21 protein-coding genes are annotated in these 20,671 nt (G+C 66.5%); 16 read left to right on the plus strand and 5 right to left on the minus strand.

What is annotated here, in order from left to right; genetic code table 11:
• Nucleotides 1-23 precede the first annotated feature (23 nt).
• The 4 genes from G6N43_RS10695 to G6N43_RS10710 all read left to right on the plus strand — a co-directional run bounded on the left by G6N43_RS10695 (nucleotide 24) and on the right by G6N43_RS10710 (nucleotide 5,704).
• A complete protein-coding gene (locus G6N43_RS10695; protein ID WP_083152069.1) occupies nucleotides 24-1,898 on the plus strand; it encodes a glycosyltransferase family 39 protein in 1,875 nt (624 codons plus the stop codon).
• Nucleotides 1,899-1,954: 56 nt separating this feature from the next.
• Nucleotides 1,955-3,211, plus strand: a complete 1,257-nt coding sequence (locus G6N43_RS10700; RefSeq protein ID WP_110810406.1) for a bifunctional glycosyltransferase family 2/GtrA family protein — start codon at nucleotides 1,955-1,957, stop codon at nucleotides 3,209-3,211.
• Nucleotides 3,212-3,239: 28 nt separating this feature from the next.
• Nucleotides 3,240-5,132, plus strand: coding sequence for an ArnT family glycosyltransferase (locus tag G6N43_RS10705; protein WP_163658068.1), 1,893 nt, complete (start codon nucleotides 3,240-3,242; stop codon nucleotides 5,130-5,132).
• An 80-nt stretch (nucleotides 5,133-5,212) separates the two neighbouring features.
• On the plus strand, nucleotides 5,213-5,704 hold the full coding sequence (locus tag G6N43_RS10710; RefSeq protein WP_163658069.1) for a beta-class carbonic anhydrase: 492 nt from the start codon (nucleotides 5,213-5,215) through the stop codon (nucleotides 5,702-5,704).
• A 60-nt stretch (nucleotides 5,705-5,764) separates the two neighbouring features.
• Here the strand turns inward: G6N43_RS10710 and G6N43_RS10715 are convergent, their stop codons facing one another.
• Complete coding sequence (locus G6N43_RS10715) at nucleotides 5,765-6,154, minus strand: PaaI family thioesterase (protein ID WP_083157195.1); 390 nt, start codon at nucleotides 6,152-6,154, stop codon at nucleotides 5,765-5,767.
• Between the two features lie 170 nt (nucleotides 6,155-6,324).
• Between G6N43_RS10715 and cysD the strand changes: the two genes are divergently transcribed.
• The 4 genes from cysD to G6N43_RS10735 are packed head-to-tail and all read left to right on the plus strand — an operon-like array spanning nucleotide 6,325 to nucleotide 10,314.
• Nucleotides 6,325-7,248, plus strand: a complete 924-nt coding sequence (gene cysD / locus G6N43_RS10720; protein ID WP_083157194.1) for a sulfate adenylyltransferase subunit CysD — start codon at nucleotides 6,325-6,327, stop codon at nucleotides 7,246-7,248.
• The gene (gene cysN / locus G6N43_RS10725) at nucleotides 7,248-9,101 is read left to right on the plus strand and encodes a sulfate adenylyltransferase subunit CysN (RefSeq protein ID WP_083157188.1); all 1,854 of its coding nucleotides are present in this window, start codon (nucleotides 7,248-7,250) and stop codon (nucleotides 9,099-9,101) included. The genes cysD and cysN overlap by 1 nt, the downstream gene beginning before the upstream one ends.
• Entirely contained in the window at nucleotides 9,098-9,829 is a 732-nt protein-coding gene (locus G6N43_RS10730) for a 3'(2'),5'-bisphosphate nucleotidase CysQ (RefSeq protein ID WP_083157187.1), read from the plus strand. The genes cysN and G6N43_RS10730 overlap by 4 nt, the downstream gene beginning before the upstream one ends.
• Before the next feature lie 8 nt (nucleotides 9,830-9,837).
• Nucleotides 9,838-10,314 carry an Rrf2 family transcriptional regulator gene (locus G6N43_RS10735; protein ID WP_083157186.1) on the plus strand — a complete coding sequence of 159 codons (477 nt, stop codon included), beginning with the start codon at nucleotides 9,838-9,840 and terminating at the stop codon, nucleotides 10,312-10,314.
• Here G6N43_RS10735 and G6N43_RS10740 read toward each other — a convergent pair.
• Nucleotides 10,311-10,952 carry a TetR/AcrR family transcriptional regulator gene (locus G6N43_RS10740; RefSeq protein ID WP_083157185.1) on the minus strand — a complete coding sequence of 214 codons (642 nt, stop codon included), beginning with the start codon at nucleotides 10,950-10,952 and terminating at the stop codon, nucleotides 10,311-10,313. The two genes, G6N43_RS10735 and G6N43_RS10740, sit on opposite strands and share 4 nt — an antisense overlap.
• An 81-nt stretch (nucleotides 10,953-11,033) precedes the next feature.
• On the opposite strand from G6N43_RS10740, the gene G6N43_RS10745 reads away from it, so the two are divergent.
• Together G6N43_RS10745 and G6N43_RS10750 are read left to right on the plus strand one after the other, a co-directional pair.
• Nucleotides 11,034-11,936, plus strand: a complete 903-nt coding sequence (locus G6N43_RS10745; protein WP_083157184.1) for an alpha/beta hydrolase — start codon at nucleotides 11,034-11,036, stop codon at nucleotides 11,934-11,936.
• Nucleotides 11,923-12,582, plus strand: coding sequence for a maleylpyruvate isomerase family mycothiol-dependent enzyme (locus tag G6N43_RS10750; protein ID WP_083157183.1), 660 nt, complete (start codon nucleotides 11,923-11,925; stop codon nucleotides 12,580-12,582). Before G6N43_RS10745 ends, G6N43_RS10750 begins: the two co-directional genes overlap by 14 nt.
• Here the strand turns inward: G6N43_RS10750 and G6N43_RS10755 are convergent.
• Nucleotides 12,551-12,943: a VOC family protein gene (locus G6N43_RS10755; protein ID WP_083157182.1), complete on the minus strand. Its 393-nt coding sequence runs from the start codon at nucleotides 12,941-12,943 to the stop codon at nucleotides 12,551-12,553. The genes G6N43_RS10750 and G6N43_RS10755 overlap by 32 nt on opposite strands.
• A 58-nt stretch (nucleotides 12,944-13,001) precedes the next feature.
• On the opposite strand from G6N43_RS10755, the gene G6N43_RS10760 reads away from it, so the two are divergent.
• The 5 genes from G6N43_RS10760 (at nucleotide 13,002) to G6N43_RS10780 (ending at nucleotide 17,809) form a co-directional block, all read left to right on the plus strand.
• Nucleotides 13,002-13,529: a GNAT family N-acetyltransferase gene (locus G6N43_RS10760; RefSeq protein ID WP_234810300.1), complete on the plus strand. Its 528-nt coding sequence runs from the start codon at nucleotides 13,002-13,004 to the stop codon at nucleotides 13,527-13,529.
• Nucleotides 13,530-14,540 (plus strand): nitronate monooxygenase, encoded by a 1,011-nt coding sequence (locus tag G6N43_RS10765; RefSeq protein WP_083157181.1) that lies wholly within the window; start codon nucleotides 13,530-13,532, stop codon nucleotides 14,538-14,540.
• Between the two features lie 28 nt (nucleotides 14,541-14,568).
• Nucleotides 14,569-15,915 carry a flavin monoamine oxidase family protein gene (locus G6N43_RS10770; protein WP_083157180.1) on the plus strand — a complete coding sequence of 449 codons (1,347 nt, stop codon included), beginning with the start codon at nucleotides 14,569-14,571 and terminating at the stop codon, nucleotides 15,913-15,915.
• Nucleotides 15,916-16,000: 85 nt separating this feature from the next.
• On the plus strand, nucleotides 16,001-16,852 hold the full coding sequence (locus G6N43_RS10775) for a class I SAM-dependent methyltransferase (protein ID WP_083157179.1): 852 nt from the start codon (nucleotides 16,001-16,003) through the stop codon (nucleotides 16,850-16,852).
• A gap of 63 nt (nucleotides 16,853-16,915) precedes the next feature.
• Nucleotides 16,916-17,809 (plus strand): LLM class flavin-dependent oxidoreductase, encoded by an 894-nt coding sequence (locus G6N43_RS10780; protein ID WP_083157192.1) that lies wholly within the window; start codon nucleotides 16,916-16,918, stop codon nucleotides 17,807-17,809.
• A 3-nt stretch (nucleotides 17,810-17,812) separates the two neighbouring features.
• Here G6N43_RS10780 and G6N43_RS10785 read toward each other — a convergent pair whose 3' ends face one another.
• Nucleotides 17,813-18,247 carry a hypothetical protein gene (locus G6N43_RS10785; protein ID WP_083157178.1) on the minus strand — a complete coding sequence of 145 codons (435 nt, stop codon included), beginning with the start codon at nucleotides 18,245-18,247 and terminating at the stop codon, nucleotides 17,813-17,815.
• A 123-nt stretch (nucleotides 18,248-18,370) separates the two neighbouring features.
• Here G6N43_RS10785 and G6N43_RS10790 point away from each other — a divergent pair, with 123 nt between their 5' ends.
• Nucleotides 18,371-19,261, plus strand: a complete 891-nt coding sequence (locus tag G6N43_RS10790) for an SDR family NAD(P)-dependent oxidoreductase (protein ID WP_083157177.1) — start codon at nucleotides 18,371-18,373, stop codon at nucleotides 19,259-19,261.
• A 162-nt stretch (nucleotides 19,262-19,423) separates the two neighbouring features.
• Here G6N43_RS10790 and G6N43_RS10795 read toward each other — a convergent pair whose 3' ends face one another.
• Nucleotides 19,424-20,419, minus strand: a complete 996-nt coding sequence (locus G6N43_RS10795; protein WP_234810299.1) for a lipoprotein LpqH — start codon at nucleotides 20,417-20,419, stop codon at nucleotides 19,424-19,426.
• Nucleotides 20,420-20,671 lie beyond the last annotated feature (252 nt).

Here is a 20,671-nt window from a genome sequence, read left to right on the forward strand (position 1 = left end):
CTCGCCGGGACAGGATCTTCTCAGTGACCTCCACACTCGCCGTCCCTCGCGAGCTGCGCCCACGCGAGCAGTCGCAAACTGCCCCGACACGCAGGGCACCGCGTGCAGTTTCTGTCTGGTCGCGAGTTGGACTCGCGGCGCTGCTGTCGGCCACCGCGGTGCTGTACCTGTGGAACCTGTCCGCCAGCGGGTGGGCCAACGCGTTCTACACGGCGGCGGCGCAGGCCGGGGCGAGTGACTGGACAGCGATGTTGTTCGGCTCCAGCGACGCCGCGAACGCGATCACCGTCGACAAGACCCCGGCGGCGCTGTGGATTATCGACGTGTCGGTCCGGCTGTTCGGGCTGAACCCGTGGAGTGTGCTGGTGCCTCAGGCGCTCGAAGGGGTCACGGCCGTCGGCATTCTGTACGCCGCGGTCCGCCGCGTCGCCGGTCCCGGCGCCGGACTGCTGGCTGGCGCGGTGCTGGCCGTCACCCCTGTCGCGGCGTTGATCTTCCGGTTCAACAATCCCGATGCGCTACTGGTACTGCTGCTGGTCGCCGCCGCCTATTGCGTACTGCGCGCTTGCGAAAAGGGCGCAAGCCGTTGGTGGTTGGTCGCCGCGGGCGCTGCGGTCGGATTCGGCTTCCTCGCCAAGATGCTGCAGGCATTCCTGGTCCTGCCCGGATTCGCGGCAGCTTACCTCGTCGCGGGGCACCGCCCGCTGAAGCGCCGGATCGCCGACCTGTTCCTCGCGGCTGCAGCGGTCGTGGTCTCCGGAGGGTGGTACCTCGCGCTCGCCGAGCTCTGGCCCGCGTCGTCGCGGCCGTACATCGGCGGCTCGCAGCACAACAGCATCGTCGAATTGACTTTGGGCTACAACGGATTGGGCCGGCTGACGGGTAACGAGACCGGTGGCCTCGGCAATCTCAACCACGACGTCGGGTGGGGCCGGCTGTTCGGCGCGGGGATGGGGTTGGACATCGCGTGGCTGCTGCCTGCGGCGGCGATCTGTCTCGTCGCGGGTCTACTCATCACACGACGCGCACCTCGCACCGACCCGGCCAGGGCTGCCCTGATTCTCTGCGGCGGCTGGCTTGTCGTCACCGCCGTGGTGTTCAGCTTCGCCAACGGCATCGTGCACTCCTACTACACCGTCGCTCTGGCGCCGGCGGTCGGCGCATGTGTCGGGATGGGCACAACCCTGTTGTGGCAGAACAGATTCGATATCCGCGCGGCGACCGCGCTGTCCGGCACGGCCCTGGTGACCGTTGTCCTCGCGGCGGTGTTGATGTCCCGGCACGCGGAGTGGACTCCGTGGCTGCGGGCGGTGGTCGCGGTCGGCGGAGTGGGAGCAGCGACGCTGTTGCTGGTCTCCGGTCGATTGACGCCGACGGTGGCGCGCGCCGTCGCCGTCCTCGCCATCGTGTCGTGTCTGGCGGCACCTGCGGCGTACTCGATCGTCACTGCGGCGACACCGCACAGCGGTGCGATTCCGAGTGTGGGCACGTCGCGGCATGGGTTCGGCGGCGGGCCTGGCGGCCTGTTGGATGCGCCGAAACCCGGGCCCGAGCTGACGGCGACATTGGCCCGCGACGCCGACGACTACACCTGGGCCGCCGCGGTGATCGGTTCCAACAACGCCGCGGGGTATCAGCTGGCTACCGGCGCGCCTGTGATGGCGATCGGGGGTTTCAACGGCACCGATCCCGCGCCGACGCTCGAGGAGTTCCAGCAGCTTGTCGCCACGCGGCAGATCCACTACTTCATCGGCGGCCGGATGATGTCCTGGGGATCGCCGAAGAGCGGCAGCCGTGCCGCCATTGAGATCGCGGACTGGGTGGAGAAGCACTACACGCCGCTGTCCGTCGAGCAAGCGGTCATCTACGACCTCAGTCGGCCGCCAATGGATTCATAGCTGCCACACAGCTACCACCAACGGCCAGCACAACCTGCACCTCGACGATGGGTTCCATGACCGATATCGCCCTCGAGCGTGACACGGCCCGGACCCGCTTCGAATCCCGACCGAATGCCGCGGAGATAGCCCGCGACGCCGGCGTGCCGGTGCTCGACGTGGTGGTGCCGGTTTACAACGAAGAAGCCGCCCTCGCTGGCTCGGTGCACCGCCTGCACCGCCATCTGCGTGAGCACTTTCCCTTCTCTGCGCGCATCACCATCGCCGACAATGCGAGCACCGACGACACTGCGCGGATCGCAGCCGAACTGGCCGCCGAGTTGTGCGACATCCGGGTGGTGCGGCTGTCCGAGAAGGGTCGCGGTCGGGCCCTGCACGCCGCATGGTCGACATCGGACGCACCGGTGCTGGTCTACATGGACGTGGATCTGTCCACCGACCTGGCCGCCCTCGCCCCGCTGGTGGCCCCGCTGGTGTCGGGACATTCCGACCTTGCGATCGGCACCCGGCTGGGCCGCGGCTCCCGGGTGGTGCGGGGCGCCAAGCGCGAGGTCATCTCCCGCTGCTACAACCTGATCCTCAAATCCGCGCTCGCGGCCGGGTTCTCGGATGCGCAGTGCGGGTTCAAGGCGATCCGCGCCGACGTCGCCGAGCGTCTGCTGCCCCATGTCGCCGACACTGGATGGTTCTTCGACACCGAACTGCTGGTGCTCGCCGAACGTAGCGGTCTGCGCATCCACGAGGTCCCGGTGGACTGGGTGGACGACCCGGACAGTCGGGTGGACATCGTCGCGACCGCGGCGGCCGATCTCAGGGGTATCGGTCGGCTGCTGCGCAACTTCACCAACGGCTCGATTCCGGTCAATACCATTGCCGCACAGCTGGGTTCATCACAACATTCGGCGGCCCCGGGATCGCTGTTCCGACAGGTGGTGCGGTTCGGCACCATCGGTTTGGTGTCGTCGGCGGCCTACGCGATGCTGTTCGTGCTGCTTCAGGGCTCGTTGGGAGCGCAGGTGGCGAACCTGATCGCGCTGCTGCTGACCGCGATCGGCAACACCGCGGCCAACCGCCGCTTCACCTTCGGGATCGGCGGTAAGGCCAACGTGACCAGGCACCATGTAGAAGGTCTGATCGTGTTCGCTATCGCGCTGGCGATCACCAGTGGATCGTTGGCCGTGCTGCACTTCTTCGTCACCGACCCGCATCATCTGGTCGAGCTCGCAGTGCTGGTGGTGGCCAACCTCGTAGCCACCGCAGCGCGGTTCGTGCTGCTGCGCGGCTGGGTGTTCCATCCCCGCCGGAATCGCTGATTCTCCTGAAACGCAAAGGAATCCATCGATGACCATCAGCGCCGACGTGCAACAGCGGACCGCTCCTGCGCCGGACGACCCCCGTGACATCCAACCGCGTTGGGTGCGTCCCGCGCTGTTCACCCTGCTGGCGGCAACCGCGGTCCTCTACTTGTGGGGTCTCGGCTCGTCCGGCTGGGCCAACAACTATTACGCCGCCGCCGCGCAGGCTGGCACCCAGCACTGGAAGGCGTGGTTGTTCGGCTCGCTCGACTCGGGTAACGCGATCACCGTCGACAAGCCGCCAGCCTCCCTGTGGTTGATGGCGTTGTCGGGCCGGATCTTCGGATTCAGCGCCTTCTCGATGCTGTTGCCGCAGGCGTTGATGGGCGTCGGCGCGGTCGGCGTGCTGTATGCGACCGTCCGCCGCACCAGCGGACCGGCTGCGGGCCTGATCGCGGGTGCGGTGCTGGCACTGACTCCCGTGGCGGCGTTGATCTTCCGGTTCAACAATCCCGACGCCCTGCTGGTGCTGTTGCTGGTGGTCGCGGCCTACTGCATGGTGCGGGCCATCGAGACGGCCGGCACCCGCTGGCTGGTGCTGACCGGCTGCGCCATCGGCTTCGCGTTCCTGGCCAAGTTGTTGCAGGCCTTCCTGGTGGTCCCCGGCCTGGCGCTGGCGTTCCTCGTCGCGGCCCCGGTCGGGATGTGGAAGCGCATCGGCAAGCTGGCGATCGGCGGACTCGCAATAATCATATCCGCCGGCTGGTATCTCGTCCTGGTCGATCTGTGGCCAGCCGATTCGCGGCCCTACATCGGCGGTTCGACCGACAACAGCCTGCTGCAGCTGACGTTGGGCTACAACGGAATCGACCGCGTGCTCGGCGGCGGTGGTGGCGCTCCGCAGGGTGGGCCGCCGCCGGGTGGAGGTCAGGGTGGGCCAGGCGCGGCTCATCACTTGTTCTTCGGGGGAGAACCGGGCCTCGGCCGGCTGTTCGGTCAGTCAATGGGCGCGCAGGCGTCGTGGTTGCTGCCCGCGGCACTCATCGGCCTGCTGGCCGGACTCTGGTTCACGCGTCGCACCGCTCGGACCGCCGGGTTGCGAGCATCACTTCTGCTGTGGGGCGGCTGGCTGGTGGTCAGCGGCGCCGTGTTCAGCTTCATGGACGGCATCATTCACCCCTATTACACCGTCGCGCTGGCGCCGGCGATCGCCGCACTGCTCGGTATCTCGGTGCGAGAGCTGTGGCGCGGCAAAGAGTTCCTGGCACCGCGCATACTTCTGGCGACGATGTCCGCAGGCACCGGCGTGTGGGCGTTCATCCTGCTCGACCGGACGCCGGATTGGTGGCCCGCCCTGCGCTGGGTCGTGCTGATCGGCTCGATCGTCGTGGCGGCGATCCTTGCCGTCGGGGCGCACCGGATCGGCCGCTACACGCCGGTGTTTGTCGCCGCCGCAATGTTCTTCGGTCTCCTCGCACCGGCCGGCTACTCGATCGCGACGGTGATGAGCTCGCACAGCAGCGGACCGATGGCCGTGGCGGGCCCGAGCCGCATCGCCCATATGACTCCTCCGCCAGGACACGGGGGTCCGGGCGCTAGCAGCGACAACGTGGCCCTGCAGCACCTTGTCGAGGGGGTGGACAACCGTTGGGCCGCAGCGACAATCGGCTCGATGGGGGCGAGCGGTCTGGAGCTGCAGACCGGCGCATCGATCATGGCGATCGGCGGTTTCACGGGCGCCGACAACTCGCCGACTCTCGAGCAATTCCAGTCCTACGTCGCCAACCACGAGGTGCGGTACTTCATCGCAGGAGGGCACGGTGGTCCCGCCTGGCGGGAGTCGGGCGCCGCGAGCGACATCGCGACGTGGGTGAAGGACAACTTCAGTCGGATCGATGTCGACGGCACCACGGTGTACGACCTCGACGCGCCCAGGTAGCACCCCTTGACCAGACGGCCGCCCTCCGATCCCCAGGAGGGCGGCCGTCGCCCAGTTTGATCGGCGTTAAAGTTCAGGACATGTCTGTCACCGACGAGTACCTGAAGAACAACGAGGCCTATGCGAGCACCTTCAAGGGTCCGCTGCCGTTGCCGCCGAGCAAGCATGTCGCGGTGGTGGCGTGCATGGACGCTCGGCTCGATGTGTATCGGATTCTCGGCCTCAAGGACGGCGAGGCGCATGTGATCCGCAATGCCGGGGGTGTGGTCACCGATGACGAGATCCGCTCGTTGGCGATCAGCCAGCGGCTGCTGGGGACCAAGGAGATCATCCTGATCCACCACACCGATTGCGGCATGCTGACGTTCACCGACGACGTCTTCAAGCGCGAGATTCAGGAGGAGACGGGTCTGAAGCCCGAGTGGGCCGCTGAGGCCTTCCCCGATGTGGAGGAGGATGTGCGTCAGTCGTTGCGCCGCATCGAGGCCAGCCCGTTCGTCACAAAGCACGAGTCGCTGCGCGGGTTTGTGTTCGACGTCGCCACCGGCAAGCTGAACGAGGTGACGCTCTAGGTCCCGCCGACTGGCGCTACTCGCGTGTCACGTACAACAAGCGTGCACTCGAGGAGGGCGTCAGCCGACTTTGTAGGTCGCTATCGCCTTCGCGACCTCCTCACCGTCCGGGGTGACCACGTCGACGTCGCAATTCACCAACGTCTTGCCGCGTCGTAGCACCCGGCCGACCGCGATGAGGTCAGTCGCGCGGGCCGGCGCCAGGAACTGAATCGACATCGATGTGGTCACGCCGCGCAGCGAGTCGGGCACCTCGGCGCCCGCCCAGGCGGCGGCCATCACCGCGACATCGGCGAGTGCGGCGACGGCGCCGCCGTGGACCATGTCGCCGACGGTGACGTTGGACGGCTCCCACGGCAGGCGCAGGCGCACCTGGTCGCCGTCGAGGACCTCGGCGACGATGCCGAGCTTGGCGACGAACGGCGACGCCGGGATGAACTGCGCCATCACGTCGGCGCCGGTCAGCGGGGTAGCGGTGGACATGGTTCCAGTATCTGCGGCGGATCAATTACCTCCGGGGTAGTGACGCCGCGCGGGCATTGACATCGCAGGCCAACCCTGGTTTTATGTCGGGTTATGCAGATAATTCTGGTCATCTCTACCAACTTTACGAGGAAATGATGACCGCGACGGAGCAACTCAATGCCGGCCGCTACGAGCTGAGCCATCTACGCTCGCTGGAGGCCGAAGCGATCCACATCATTCGCGAGGTGGCCGCGGAGTTCGAGAAGCCCGTGCTGCTGTTCTCCGGTGGCAAGGACTCGATCGTCATGCTGCACCTCGCACTGAAGGCCTTCCGGCCCGGCCGACTGCCGTTCCCGGTGATGCATGTCGACACCGGGCACAACTTCGAGGAGGTCCTCCAGGCCCGCGACGAACTCGTCGCCGAGTCGGGCGTGCGTCTCGTGGTCGCCAAGGTGCAGGACGATATCGATGCGGGCCGCGTAGTGGAGACCATCCCGTCGCGTAACCCCATGCAGACGTTCACCCTGTTGCGCGCCATCCGCGAGAACAAGTTCGACGCCGCGTTCGGAGGTGCGCGCCGCGACGAGGAGAAGGCGCGGGCCAAGGAGCGGGTGTTCTCGTTCCGTGACGAGTTCGGTCAGTGGGATCCCAAGGCGCAGCGGCCCGAACTGTGGAACCTGTACAACGGCCGCCATCACAAGGGCGAGCACATCCGGGTGTTCCCGCTGTCGAACTGGACGGAGTTCGACATCTGGTCCTACATCGGTGCCGAGAAGATCAAGCTGCCGTCGATCTACTACGCGCACAAACGCCAGGTCTTTGAACGCGACGGCATGCTGCTGGCCGTCCACAAGTACATGCAGCCGCGCAAGGACGAGAAAGTCATGGAGAAGACCGTGCGGTTCCGCACCGTCGGCGACGTCACCTGCACCGGCTGCGTGGAATCCCTTGCGGGAACGGTGTCCGAGGTGATCGCCGAGACGGCGGTCTCGCGCCTGACCGAACGCGGAGCCACCCGCGCCGACGACCGCATCTCCGAAGCAGGTATGGAAGACCGCAAGCGAGAGGGCTACTTCTGATGGCGTCGACTTCTACGCTGCTGCGCATCGCGACCGCCGGCTCCGTCGACGACGGAAAGTCGACCCTCATCGGCCGGTTGCTGTACGACTCGAAGGCCGTCATGGAGGATCAGCTCGCCGCGGTCGAGCGCACCTCCAAGGAACGCGGACACGATTACACCGACCTGGCTTTGGTGACCGACGGCCTGCGCGCCGAGCGGGAACAGGGCATCACGATCGACGTCGCCTACCGCTACTTCGCTACGGCCAAGCGGAAATTCATCATCGCCGACACCCCGGGCCACATCCAGTACACCCGCAACATGGTGACCGGCACCTCGACGGCACAACTGGCGATCGTATTGGTCGACGCCAGGCACGGACTGCTCGAGCAGTCCCGCAGGCACGCCTTCCTTGCGTCGCTGCTGGGCATCAGGCATATCGTCCTCGCGGTCAACAAGATGGACCTCGTCGGTTGGGACCGTGAGCAATTCGAGAAAATCCGCGACGACTTCCACGAGTTCGCGGCGCGACTAGACTTTCACGACGTCACCACCATCCCGCTGTCGGCGCTCAACGGCGACAACGTCGTAACCAAGTCGGATCTGACGCCGTGGTACGACGGTCCCGCGCTGCTGTCGCACCTCGAGGACGTCTACATCGCAGGCGACCGCAACCTCGTCGACGTGCGATTCCCGGTGCAGTACGTCATCCGGCCGCAGAGCCTCGAGCACCACGACCACCGCAGCTATGCAGGCACCGTCGCCAGCGGTGTGATGCGTCCCGGCGACGAGGTCGTCGTACTGCCGACCGGAAAGACCAGCCGCATCACCGCGATCGAGGGTCCCAGCGGCCCTGTGCAGGAAGCCTTCCCGCCGATGGCGGTGTCGATCAGCCTGGCCGACGACATCGACATCTCGCGCGGCGACATGATCGCCCGGCCGAACAACCAGCCGAGGGTCGCACAGGAATTCGACGCCACGGTGTGCTGGATGGCCGACGAGTCCTCGCTCGAGCCCGGCCGTGACTATTTGATCAAGCACACCACCCGCACGACGCGGGCGAGGGTGACGGCGCTCGACTACCGCCTCGACGTCAACTCGCTGCACCGCGACAAGTCCGCAACTGCGCTGAAACTCAATGAGCTGGGCCGTATCTCGTTGCGGACCCAGACGCCGCTGCTGCTCGACGAGTACAGCCGCAACGCCGCCACCGGTTCGTTCATCCTGATCGATCCGAACACCAACGGAACCGTGGCCGCGGGCATGATCCTGCCTCAGGTCACCGCCCGTACGTCGAGCCCGAACACCGTGCGCCACGAATCGTTGTGCAAGGCCGAGGACCGGCTGTCCAAGGGCAGGACCGTGTGGTTCACCGGATTGTCCGGCTCGGGGAAGTCGTCGGTGGCGATGCTCGTCGAGCAGAAGCTGCTCGAAAAGGGCGTTCCCGCATATGTTCTCGACGGAGACAACCTGCGTCACGGGCTCAACGCCGACCTCGGGTTCTCGATGGCCGACCGTGCCGAGAACCAGCGGCGGCTGGCACACGTCGCCGCCATCCTCGCCGACTCCGGTCAGGTGGTGCTCGTTCCCGCCATCAGCCCACTCGAGGAGCACCGTGAGTTGGCGCGGAAGGTCACCACCGAAGCCGGACTCGACTTCTTCGAGGTGTTCTGCGACACCCCGCTGGAGGACTGCGAGCGTCGTGACCCGAAGGGGTTGTACGCCAAGGCGCGTGCGGGCGAGATCACCCACTTCACCGGAATCGACAGCCCGTACCAGCGACCCAAGAATCCCGATCTGCGGCTCACTCCCGACCACACGCCCGAGGAGCTCGCCGACCGGGTGGTCGAACTGCTGGAAAGCAGGCAGTGAACGACCACGACGTCGCCGCTCGATTGGCGACGCAGGCGGGCAAGCTGCTGCTCGACGTCCGCATCGAGTTCGCCGATGCCAGCCAGGATGAGCGGAAAGCGGCGGGGGACAAACGGTCTCACGACTTCTTGATGTCCGCGCTGGCCGACGAACGACCGGGCGATGCGGTGTTGTCGGAGGAGGGTGCGGACAGCCCCGTGCGGTTGTCCTCCGACCGGGTATGGATCGTCGACCCACTCGACGGCACGCGAGAGTTCTCCGAGTTGGGACGCGACGACTGGGCCGTTCACGTCGCACTCTGGCAGTCGGGCGAGTTGGTCGCGGGGGCCGTTGCGCTACCGGCGCAGGGCGTCACGCTGGCAACCCCGACGGTGAGCGCGCCGCCGCCTGCGCCGTCGAAGCCGCGCGTGGTGGTGTCACGGACCCGACCGCCCGCCGTGGCGCTCGATGTGCGTGACGCGCTGGACGGTGTTCTGGTCGAAATGGGCTCGGCGGGGGCCAAGGTCGCCTCGGTGGTGCAGGGGCTCTCGGACGTCTACGTCCATGCGGGCGGTCAGTACGAATGGGATTCGGCGGCACCGGTCGCCGTGGCCCGCGCAGCGGGGCTGCACACGTCGCGTATCGACGGCTCGCCGCTGCTCTACAACCGGCAGGACCCACGGTTGCCGGACCTGGTGGTGTGTCGACCCGAACTCGCCGACGCCGTTCTCGAAGTGACACGTGATTGACTGGCCTCATGCGGATGTCGGCCAAAGCGGAATACGCCGTCCGTGCGATGGTTCAGCTGGCCACCGCCGAGGAAGGCGTGGTGGTGAAGACCGAGGACTTGGCCAAGGCCCAGGGCATCCCGCCGCAGTTCCTCGTCGACATCCTGTCCGACCTGCGCACCGACCGTCTGGTCCGCAGCCACCGCGGCCGTGACGGCGGATACGAATTGGCCCGGCCTGCGGCCGATATCAGCATCGCCGACGTACTGCGATGCATCGACGGCCCGCTGGCCAGCGTCCGCGATATCGGGCTCGGCGATCTACCGTACTCGGGTCCGACGGCGGCGCTGACCGACGTCTGGCGGGCGTTGCGGGCCAGCATGCGGTCCGTGCTCGAGGAGACCAGCCTCGCCGAGGTCGCCGCAGGCACCCTGCCGGAGCATGTCGGGAAGCTGGCCGACGACTACCGCGCGCAGGAGGAGACGCGCGGCCACTCGGTCCGCTAGCGCCGGCGTCTCTTCCTGCCGTGCGCGGCGATCCCGTCGAGCAGCATGCGCAGACCCTGCGCGAAGTCCTCTTCGACCGATACCCGTTGTGCGACGTGGGAGAGCGCTTCGACGTGGGGATGTGCGGCCCCTGCCGCCGAGCCGATGCGCTTGGCGACGTCGGCGGCGTCGCGACCGCGCGTCAACGGCCCCGCAAGTTCGGCCTGGGCGGCTCCGACGACCAGCGCGAGGACGGCATGGAAGGCGGACAGACGGTCGGCGTCGGAAAGGCCTCCGCGGGCAAGGGCCGCGATGAGCGCGTCTGCCGCGGCGAATCCGGTCGCCGACGCGGTGCGGCGCGTCAGCACCAGCGGAATGGCGGCCGGATGCGCGCGGATGCCCCGCCATATTTCCTGGGCCACCGCGTAGACGTCGTCGATCCAGTGTTCAGTCGGCTCGGGCACCCGCACCTCGGCGACCACCGCCGCCACCACCAGTTCCTCGAGCCCCTCTTTGTCGGGCACGTAGTTGTAAACGGTCATCGGTCCGGTGCCCAATGCTGCGGCCAGTGCGCGCATGCTCAGCGCGCTCACTCCGGCGTCGTCGACGATGCTCAACGCCGCGGCGGCGATCTCCTCGGTGGTGAACCGTGCCCGCATTTTCCGCCCTTACGCCTTGACAAGTACGTCGTACGTAAAGCAGTGTAGCTATACGTACAACGTACTTATGAGGAGTAGGCGATGACGGCGACGATCCCGACCGACCGTGTGGACTTCGACTCGGGCGGCACCCGCTGCGCGGCGTGGTTGACGTTGCCGGCCGGCCGCGGACCGCACCCCGCCGTGGTGTTGGTGCACGGTCTGGGCGCGACGCACGACATGATGCTGGCGCAGTACGAACAGCACTTCGCCGCGGCGGGCATCGCTACGCTCGCTTTCGATTACCGGAACACCGGAGCCTCGAACGGTGCTCCGCGACAACATATTTCGATACGGAACCAATGCCAGGATGTCGCGGCGGCGGTCGCGCACCTTCGCGGGCGTGCCGACATCGACGCCGCGCGGATCGGGCTCTGGGGTACCAGCCTTGGTGCGATGAACGTCATCAAGGTCGCGGCGGTGCTCGACGACATCGCCGTCGCGATCGTGCAGTGCCCGATCGTGCACGGACCAGGCGCCGCACGCCGACTCGGACCTCTCGCGGCGCTACGGCTCGCGCCGGCGATCGCCGAGGATTTCCTGCGTCTCATCACGCGCCGGCGCCGCCGCTATGTACCGATCGTCGGTCCGCCCGGAGGCTTTGCGATGGTGACGGTCGATGGTGCCGAATCGGGCTGGAACTCGACCGTGCCGCCGGGCGGAACCTTCGACAACCGCATTGTCGCCGCAGATGCCCTGGCCATGGTGACGACATCGGCGCTGCGCCAGGCCCGCGACGTCGAGGCGCCGCTGCTGGTGTGCGTGTGCGATCGCGAGAACCTGATGGACCCCGCGTACGCCGAACAGGTCGCGCGTAGGGCACCGCGCGGCATCGCCCGCCACTACGACTCAGACCATTTCGCGATCTACCATCCACCGCTGGTCAGCGAGGTGCTGGCCGACCAGACGGCCTTTCTGCAGGAGCATCTCGATGTCCGTGCGTGAAATGCTGTGCCGCAACGACGAACGGTTCCGCACCGTGGTCGCCGGCCTCGGCTCAGACGAGTGGGCGCATCCCAGCCTGTGCGACCAGTGGTCAAACCACGACGTGCTGGCACACCTCGTCGTCGGCTACCGCTGTGGCCCCGGCGAGATGCTGCGCGAGATTGCGCGCCACGGTGGATTATTCGACCGCGCGAACTCCGCGATGGCGCGTGCGCTTGCTGAGATCCACAGTCCCGACGAACTACTCGACGAACTCGGTCAGCTGATGTACCGGCCGCGTGGGCTCGGCCGCGTGTTTCCACCGCGGCTGCTCCTTGGCGATCACATCACGCACGAACTCGACATCCTGTTCGCCGTCGAGCGCGTACCGCAGATTCCGGACGAGATGCTCGCGACGGTACTCAACACGCAAGTGGCGCTACCCAATCCGTTTGTGCCGGCCTACCGCAACAGCCGTGGATTGCGGCTGCGGACCACCGATATCGACTGGGCACACGGTGACAGCGGGCCGGTCGTCGAAGGGCGCGCCGCGGAACTGGTGTCCGTGCTCGGCAGCCGGCCGCGGATGCTGCCCGCTCTACGCGGTGACGGTGTCGAACTGCTCGCGTCGCGGATCAGTCCGCGCCCGATCCATAGGGCCGGGTGATGATCTCGAGGTAGTGCCCACCGGGATCCTGGAAGTACACCCCGCGGCCGCCGTCGTTGTGGTTGATCTCGCCGGGACGGCTTCCTCTGGGGTCGGCCCAGTGCTGCAGGCCGCGCTCGCGGATCCGTCCGTAGATGGCGTCGAACTCCTCCTCGGACACGAGGAACGCGTAGTGCTGCGGGCGAATGTCCTCGTCGGGTCCGACCTGGGCGTAGTCGAGGCTGGCGTCGTGGCTGAGTCCGACCGCGAGGAAGTGGCCGAACTCCTTGGCCGGCGGCAGGCCGAACAGTTCGGTGAAGAATCGTGCCGATTCTTCCCGGTCGCGCGAGGCGACGATGGTGTGGTTGAACTGGATCGCCATGCCAATCCAGTCAACCACCGGTTCCGGTGCGACGGCAACGATGCACGATGGAGGGGTGATGCGAGTCGATGTCCTCGAGGGTCCGCGGATCACGCTGCGACCACCGACCCTCGATGACGCAGAACCGCTGTTCGAGCGCATCGCCTCCGACCCTGAGGTGTCGAGGTACATGTCGTGGCGGACGCATCGCAATGTCGGCGAGACCCGCCACGTCATCACCGAGGTGTTCAACGTCGGTGGGGAGACGGCCCGGCTGATCGATCTAAACGACGGCGGCGGCGTGATCGGCGCTATCGGTTGGCGGCGTCCGCAGCCGCACATCGTCGACTTCGGCTACTACCTCGGCCGTCCATGGTGGGGGAAGGGCTATATGTCCGAGGCGGTGCGGCTGGTTCTTGACCACGTCGAGCGCGACCCGAGCGTGTACCGTGTCTCGGCGCACTGTTACGTCGACAACACGGCATCGGCACGGGTGTTGGAGCGCAGCGGGCTGAAATTCGAAGGTCGGCTGGTGCGTTATGCGGTATTGCCGAATATCAGCTCTGAGCCGCAGGACTGCCTGCTGTTCGCGAAAGGGGTGCGCTAGATGTTTGACCTTCGCGAGCTCGCCGTACCGATCGTCGTCGCGCCCATGGCCGGTGGGCCGTCGACGCCGGAGTTGGCAGCGGCGGGGACGGACGCCGGCGGTCTCGGGTTCGTCCCTGCGGGGTATCTCGCGGCCGACGCATTCGCCGAACGCCTCGGGACGGCGGCCCAACTGACGACGGGACCCATCGGCGCCAATCTCTTTGTGCCGCAGCCGAGTGCGGGCACCGCAGCCGAGATCGCGGCGTACGCCGCGGCGCTCGCCCCTGAAGCGGAACGTTACGGCGTTGCCCTCGGCGATCCGCGGTTCGACGACGATGCATGGGCAGCGAAGCTGGACGTGTTGCTCGATCTGCGGCCCGCGGTGGCGTCGTTCACGTTCGGCGTGCCGAGCGCAGACCAATGTAAACGACTGCGCGATGCGGGCATCACGACCGTCGGGACCGTGACAACGCTGTCGGAAGCGCGGGCTGCGGTGGAAGCGGGTGTGGACGTGATTGCCGCGCAGGGCCCGTCCGCAGGTGGCCATCGCGGGACATTCGACCCGGCCGCGCAACCCGCCGTCGAACCGCTGGAGCAACTGCTCACCGGGCTGACGGCGACGTTCGACATTCCGGTGATCGCCGCGGGGGGACTGTCGACCGCCGACGACATCAGCCGGGTGCTGCAATCAGGTGCGGTCGCAGCGCAACTCGGCACGGCCTTCCTACTCGCCGACGAGGCGGGCAGCAGTCCCGTCCACCGAGCCGCGCTCGCGGACCCGCAGTTCACCGAAACCGTTGTCACCCGGTCATTTTCCGGGCGGTATGCCCGCGGCCTGCGGAACCGGTTCGTGGATGAGCACGAGGCACAGGCACCGTTCGGCTATCCGGAGATTCACTACCTGACCAGTCCGGTGCGGGCTGCGTCCGTGCGCGCGGGTGATCCGCATGCCGTCAATGTCTGGGCAGGGACTGGTTTCCGCCACGCCAGGGCGGGTTCGGTGGCCGAAATCATCGAGAACCTGATGTAATTGGTCGTCAGCAGATAGCGTCCACGCCATGCCAAAGCTGACACGGCGCCAATTCGCCGCGAGCGCAGGCGTGCTTGCGGCGGTCGCGATGCTGCCCGGCTGCAGCGACAGCGAGGAAAGTAGCGGCGGCGATCAGCGCAGCGACGCACCGAAAGAACGCATCGTGGTGGTGGGAGCAGGCATGGCGGGGCTCGCGGCCGCGCGGCGCCTCGCCGATGCGGGCAAGGACGTCACCGTGTTGGAGGCCCGTGATCGGATCGGCGGCCGCATGTGGACCAACACATCGCTCGGTGTTCCGATCGACCTGGGCGCGGCGTGGATACACGGCACCGAGAACAATCCGCTCACCGAGCTCGCCGACGAGGTGGGAGCGCGCCGAGTCGAGACCGACTTCGACAGGCCGGTTCTGTATCAGGACGGACGCGAACTCAGCTCCGAGGTTGTGCAGAACACCCTGGAGCGCTGGCAGCAGATCGCCAAAGACCTTGGCACCCTTAGTGATAACGCAGGCGATCACGAGTCGGTCGCCAACGGTCTGGCTGAGGTCGCCGATATGAACGATCCGCTCATCCAATGGGCGGTGGCCAGCGAGATCGTCGGCGAGTACGCGGCCGACCCCGAAGAGCTCTCGCTCAAGTGGTTGGGCAATGAAGGCGAGTTCGACGGACCCGACGTCCTCCTGCCCGGCGGATACCAGGAGTTGGCACAACATCTCGCGCGCGGACTGGACATACAGCTGGGTACGGAGATCACTCGCGTCACGTACGACGACCAAAAGGTGCGACTCGAGACGTCACAGGGTGCGGTAGACGCCGACCGGGTCATCCTCACGATCCCGTTGGGTGTGCTCAAGGCGGGCACGATCACCTTCGACCCGCCGTTGCCCCACGAGAAGCAGGCCGCGATCGAGCGACTCGGCTTCGGTTTACTCGACAAGGTGGTGCTGAAGTTCGACCAACCCTTCTGGCCTGATGCCGATGTCTTGGGCCTCGTCGGTGCCGACCAGCCGGTGCCGTTCCTGATCAACGGCGAGGCGTTCGCCGACGCGCCGCTGTTGGTCGCCTTGCGCGGCGGTCGCGACGCGCGTGCGCGTGAGGCCCTTTCCGATGAGGATGCGGTCGCCCAAGTGGTGGCGGCCCTCAAGGCGCCCAACCCGACCGGATCACTCGTCACCCGCTGGGCCGCGGATCCGTACGCGCGGGGTTCATACAGCTTCATCGCCGTCGGTTCGAGCCCCGACGACATGGATGCCCTCGCCGAGCCGATCAACGACAGGCTGGCATTCGCAGGAGAGGCGACCAATCCGGAGTTCTTCGCGACCGTCCACGGTGCGTATCAGAGCGGCATCCGCGAGGCCGAGCGAATCCTCGGGTAATTGCGATTTCGGCGTGGCTGGTCACGCTGAGCGTGACCGAGCACGCCGAAATCGCCGTCGTAGGTGGGCATGCGAGACTCGCTGAGTGCCTGGCCCCGACGCACTCATCACCAACGTTTCGGACACCGCGCGGTGGGTCGCCACCTATCGGGCGAAAGAGACCGAACGCCGCGATGCGCTGTTCCACGATCCTCTTGCCGCCAGGCTGGCCGGTGATCGGGGCCGCGCGATGGTCGCCGCCGCGCCGCGGTCGATCCGCAACGGTTGGTGGCTGGTGGCGCGAACCAAGGTGATCGACGACATCGTCATGGCGGCGATCGCTGACGGATGCGATCGCGTCCTGAATCTGGCCGCGGGCCTCGACACCCGGCCGTACCGGTTGGCGTTGCCGCCGGAACTTCAGTGGGTCGAGGCTGATCTGCCGGGCTTGCTCACCGAGAAACAACAGCTGCTCGCCGACGAGATGCCGCGGTGCAGGTTGACGATGCACCCTGTGGACCTCGCCGACCCGCAGGCCCGCGACGCATTCTTGGACAAAGCGCTGCGCGGCGCGTCGAAAGCCCTCGTGCTGACCGAGGGCCTGTTGATGTACCTCGAGGAGAGCGACGTCGTCGCGCTGTCGAACGCATTCACTCGCCCCGAAATCGCTTGGTGGATGCTCGACTTCGCCGGTCCCGGATTGCAGAAGCGCCTGAACAAGCGGACCGGCGGCCTGCTGGACAGTGCGCCGATCAAGTTCGCGCCCTCCAACGGCCTGGCCTTCTACGAAGACCTGGGTTGGCGTCCGCTCGAGTTCGACTCGGTGTTCTCCGCAGCGCATCGTTTCAACAGGCTGCCGCGATGGATGCGGATCGCGGCGCTGCTCCCTCAGCCCGATCCACGCAATCCGGGCAACCAGACCTACAGCGGCATCGTCAGGCTGACGCGGGGGACGTAAGTCTCTCGACGCCGCGACGACGCCGCCGTCGGCCGTGCCACAATCGCCCTCGTGCAGATCGGGATGACGATGCCGGTGATGGAGCCGGATCTCGACGCCGCGACGCTGGCGGCGTGGGCGCAGGCGATAGACACCGGACCGTTTTCGTCGCTGTGCTGGGGTGAGCGCATTGCGTTCGACAATCCCGATTCCCTGACGCTGCTGGGCGCGCTGGCGGCATGGACCGACCGCGTGCGGCTGGTGACGACCGTGGTGGTTCCGCAGCTGCACGATCCGGTCATGCTGGCCAAGGCGCTGGCCACCGGTGACATGCTCAGCGGCGGACGTCTGACGGTCGGCCTGGGAGTCGGCGGCAGGCACGAGGACTACAACGCCGTCAGTGCGGACATCGCCACCCAGACCATTCGTGGGCTGACCGAGAGCGTGGCGGTGATGCAACGTGTCTGGGCGGGGGAGAAGGTCACCGACTCCACCCTTCCGGTAGGGCCGCCGCCGCATCAGGCAGGAGGGCCACAACTGCTGGTCGGCACCATCGGCCCCAAGACCGTTCGCAGCGCGGCGGCGTGGGCCGACGGGTTGGCGGGTACGACGCTGGACCTCGACGTCGGCAAGCAGAACGAGCTCTTCGACGTCGCGCGCGCGGCATGGGCACAAGCGGGCAAGGGCCGTCCGCATCTGGCGACATCGTTCTGGTTCGCCATCGGCGACGGGGATGAGGCGCGGGCGCAGGTCCACGCCCATCTGCGCCGTTACATGAATTGGATTCCAGCCGAATTCGTCGACGCGATGGCACCCACAACCGGCTGGGCCGGAGACGAGGACCACCTGCTGGAGGTGCTGCGCCGGTTCGAGGCGATCGGCACGGACGAGATCCATTTGATCCCAACGAGTTCGGACATTGCCCAGGTCCGTCGAGTCGCTGACGTGGTCAAGGACATCTATCCGCTCTCGGCGTGAACTTCAGAGGGCGTCGTAGACCCTCTTGTAGTACCTCGACAGAAACCGTGGCCCGACGAACCGCATCATGACGACAGCCAACAGACCCCTGGTGCTCTTCGGGGTCTGCTGCCACACCGCGTGCACCGAAGTTCCGCCGTCGCGGGGCGCAGCGGAAAGTGACATGAAACCACCCACCTCGAGGTCGTCACTTTCGGTGATCGTCAATGTCACCGAGTTCGGCTCCGACCAGTCGTAATGCCATTTCGCCCATAGCTTGAAGAAATCCTGCCCTTCGCGGATGTCGGCGTCGGTGTCGCCGATGCGATACACCTCGAACGCCTTCGCCGAGCATGCGGGCCAGCGCGCGGGACGCTTCGGCGAGAAACCTGTCATCAACTCGACGACTTGTTCGGGCGACGCTGTTGTCAGGAAGTCGAACTCGAACGTGGTACGCACGCGCCGAACGTAGCAGCAGCACAGTGGCCGGTTGAAGCCATGACGAACACTCCGATGCCGCCTATTGTGTCGCGTGCCGGGTTGGCCGACGCTTGCGGACGCAGACCTCGCTAATCTCAGACCGTGGCGACACAGTGGACGCCGAGCAGGCTCGGCGATTTGAGTGGCAAGCGCATCATCGTCACCGGTGCGACCAACGGTGTGGGTCTGGGCACGGCGCGGGCGTTGGCCCGTGCGGGTGCACACGTGATCCTTGCCGTGCGCAACCTGGAACTGGGCGCGCAACGCGCGGCGGAAATCGGCGGCGACACCGAGGTCGTCAAACTGGACCTCGCCGATCTGTCGTCGGTGCGCGCGTTCTCGAATCTGCTGTCCGGTGACGTGGACATTCTCATCAACAACGCGGGCCTGGTCGCACAGACGCGAAGTGACACCGTCGACGGCTTCGAGATCACCCTCGGCACCAACTTCCTGGGCCCTTTCGCGTTGACCAACCTGCTGTTCGAGCGGGTGCGGTCGAAGATCATCAACGTCGGCTCCAATGCCCACAAGACATCGTCGTTCGCGTTCGACGACCCGCACCTGAGGTCGCGGAAGTGGTCGGCCTTCCCGGCGTACGGCCGCTCGAAACTTGCCGTCATGTTGTGGGGTCTGGAATTGGACCGCCGGTTGCGCGAGGCGGGTTCGCCGGTCGCCGCTTTCCTCACGGAGCCGGGCTTCGTCGCGTCCAATCTGTCCAACGTGTCCGACACCCGCGTCATGTCGACGTTCCATTCTGTGGTGACCCGGATCGCGAATGTGGTTGGCAATGACATCGATGCGGGGGCCGCGCCGACGCTGTATTGCATCAGCGAGCCAATTCCGCCCGGAAGCTATGTGGGCTGCGACGGAAGGCTCGGACTCAAGGGCGGGCCGACGTTGAGCGGTCGGGCCGCGCACGCGTGTGACTACGACGACGCCCAACAGCTCTGGGAATTCGCCGAAAGCGAGACGGGTACGAGTCTGCCCATCTAGCGGATTCGCTGCGCGGCCGTCCGAACAGAGTTCCGATTACCCGGGTGTCCTTGCTGGCCAGGCTTTTTGAGCAGCCCGGCACCCACCCGCGCCGTCTGTGCATCCGGCGCCTCCCGGCGCAGGATGCCGCGGCGCCAACGCTGCGCTGATCCGCGTACGCCGCTAAGGGCAGGTGACGGTGATCTCGAAGGGCTTGGTGATCTGCTCTGCCGGATTGGCCTCACTGGACCCTGAAGCCACGCCGGAGATCTTGTAGGTGTTGCCTTCCTTGGTGGCGGTCGCGCTATTGCCCGGAACACCCTCGGTGAAGCTCATGACCACGCCGTCGACAGTGCCGAGTCCCACGTTGTGGACCGCCGAAGCGTCGGGCTCGAGACCGACGATGATTCCGGTGGCCATGTCGCCCACGGCGATCGAGAACTTGCCGTCATTCGTTGCGCACACCACCTGGCCCTGTACGTTCGCCGGGTTGCCGTCGACGGTGACACTGACGGGCGATGACGCACCGGCCCCTGCGGGAGGTGGGGGCGTGATGTTCGGAAGCCCGTCTTTGAGGGTGTCGAACTGAAGCTGACCGACCGACTGCACAAAATCCGGCGGCACTGGGTTGAGATCACCTGGGGCACTTTCAAACTGGAGCGTCACAACGGCGTTCTGCTCTTGGAACAGCAGCACCGTGACCGCGCTTGTGCCGTCCGGGGACGTGCCAGCGACCAGCAGCCCGTCGGAACCGATCGGTGACGGTACTGCATCACCCACCACTGTGGTGGTCGGCAGAGTTTCTGCGGTCTTGCCCAGGGCAGCCGCGGCCTCGGCCGGATCGGCGAACACGGTGATGGTGTCGCCGATCATCGCGGTGTTGCTCTCGTTGTGGAAGATCGTTGCGATGCCGTTCATTCCGTCCGGGTTGTTCATCGGTTCATCGGCGATGAACGGTTCGGGTGCGTCGATGTCTTCGGCGGAGATGAGCAGCGCGCTGTAGTCATTCGCCGCGGGCTCCGCGGCGGTCGTCGTCGCCGGCGCGCTCGACGTACTGGTTGCCGATGTGGACGAACTCGAGGTTGCCGCTTTGTCGTCCTTGCCGCAGCCGGCGAGCACACAGACGAGTGCAATACCGACTGCGGTCAGCCTGACGGGGGTGTTGTCGGGAACCTTCATGTCGACGTCGATCCTCCTGCTGCTAGGCCACGAGCTGTGCGACAGGCGGTCGCGTCGTCCAACACCACACGCGACTCGGAGGGCGCCAGAAAACCATAAATCACGTCGGCGTCAATAGCCAGGATGCGAATGCGCCGCCGACGTCAGCGCGCCGTGACGACCGCCGAGCCCTGTAAAGGTGCCTTTTACCACCACTTTCGCGATACGGCGGCGGTGCTCGGGGCCCAGCTGGCGGAGTTCGAAGAAGAGGGG

Source organism: Mycolicibacterium moriokaense (assembly GCF_010726085.1).
Taxonomy (GTDB): Bacteria; Actinomycetota; Actinomycetes; order Mycobacteriales; family Mycobacteriaceae; genus Mycobacterium; species Mycobacterium moriokaense.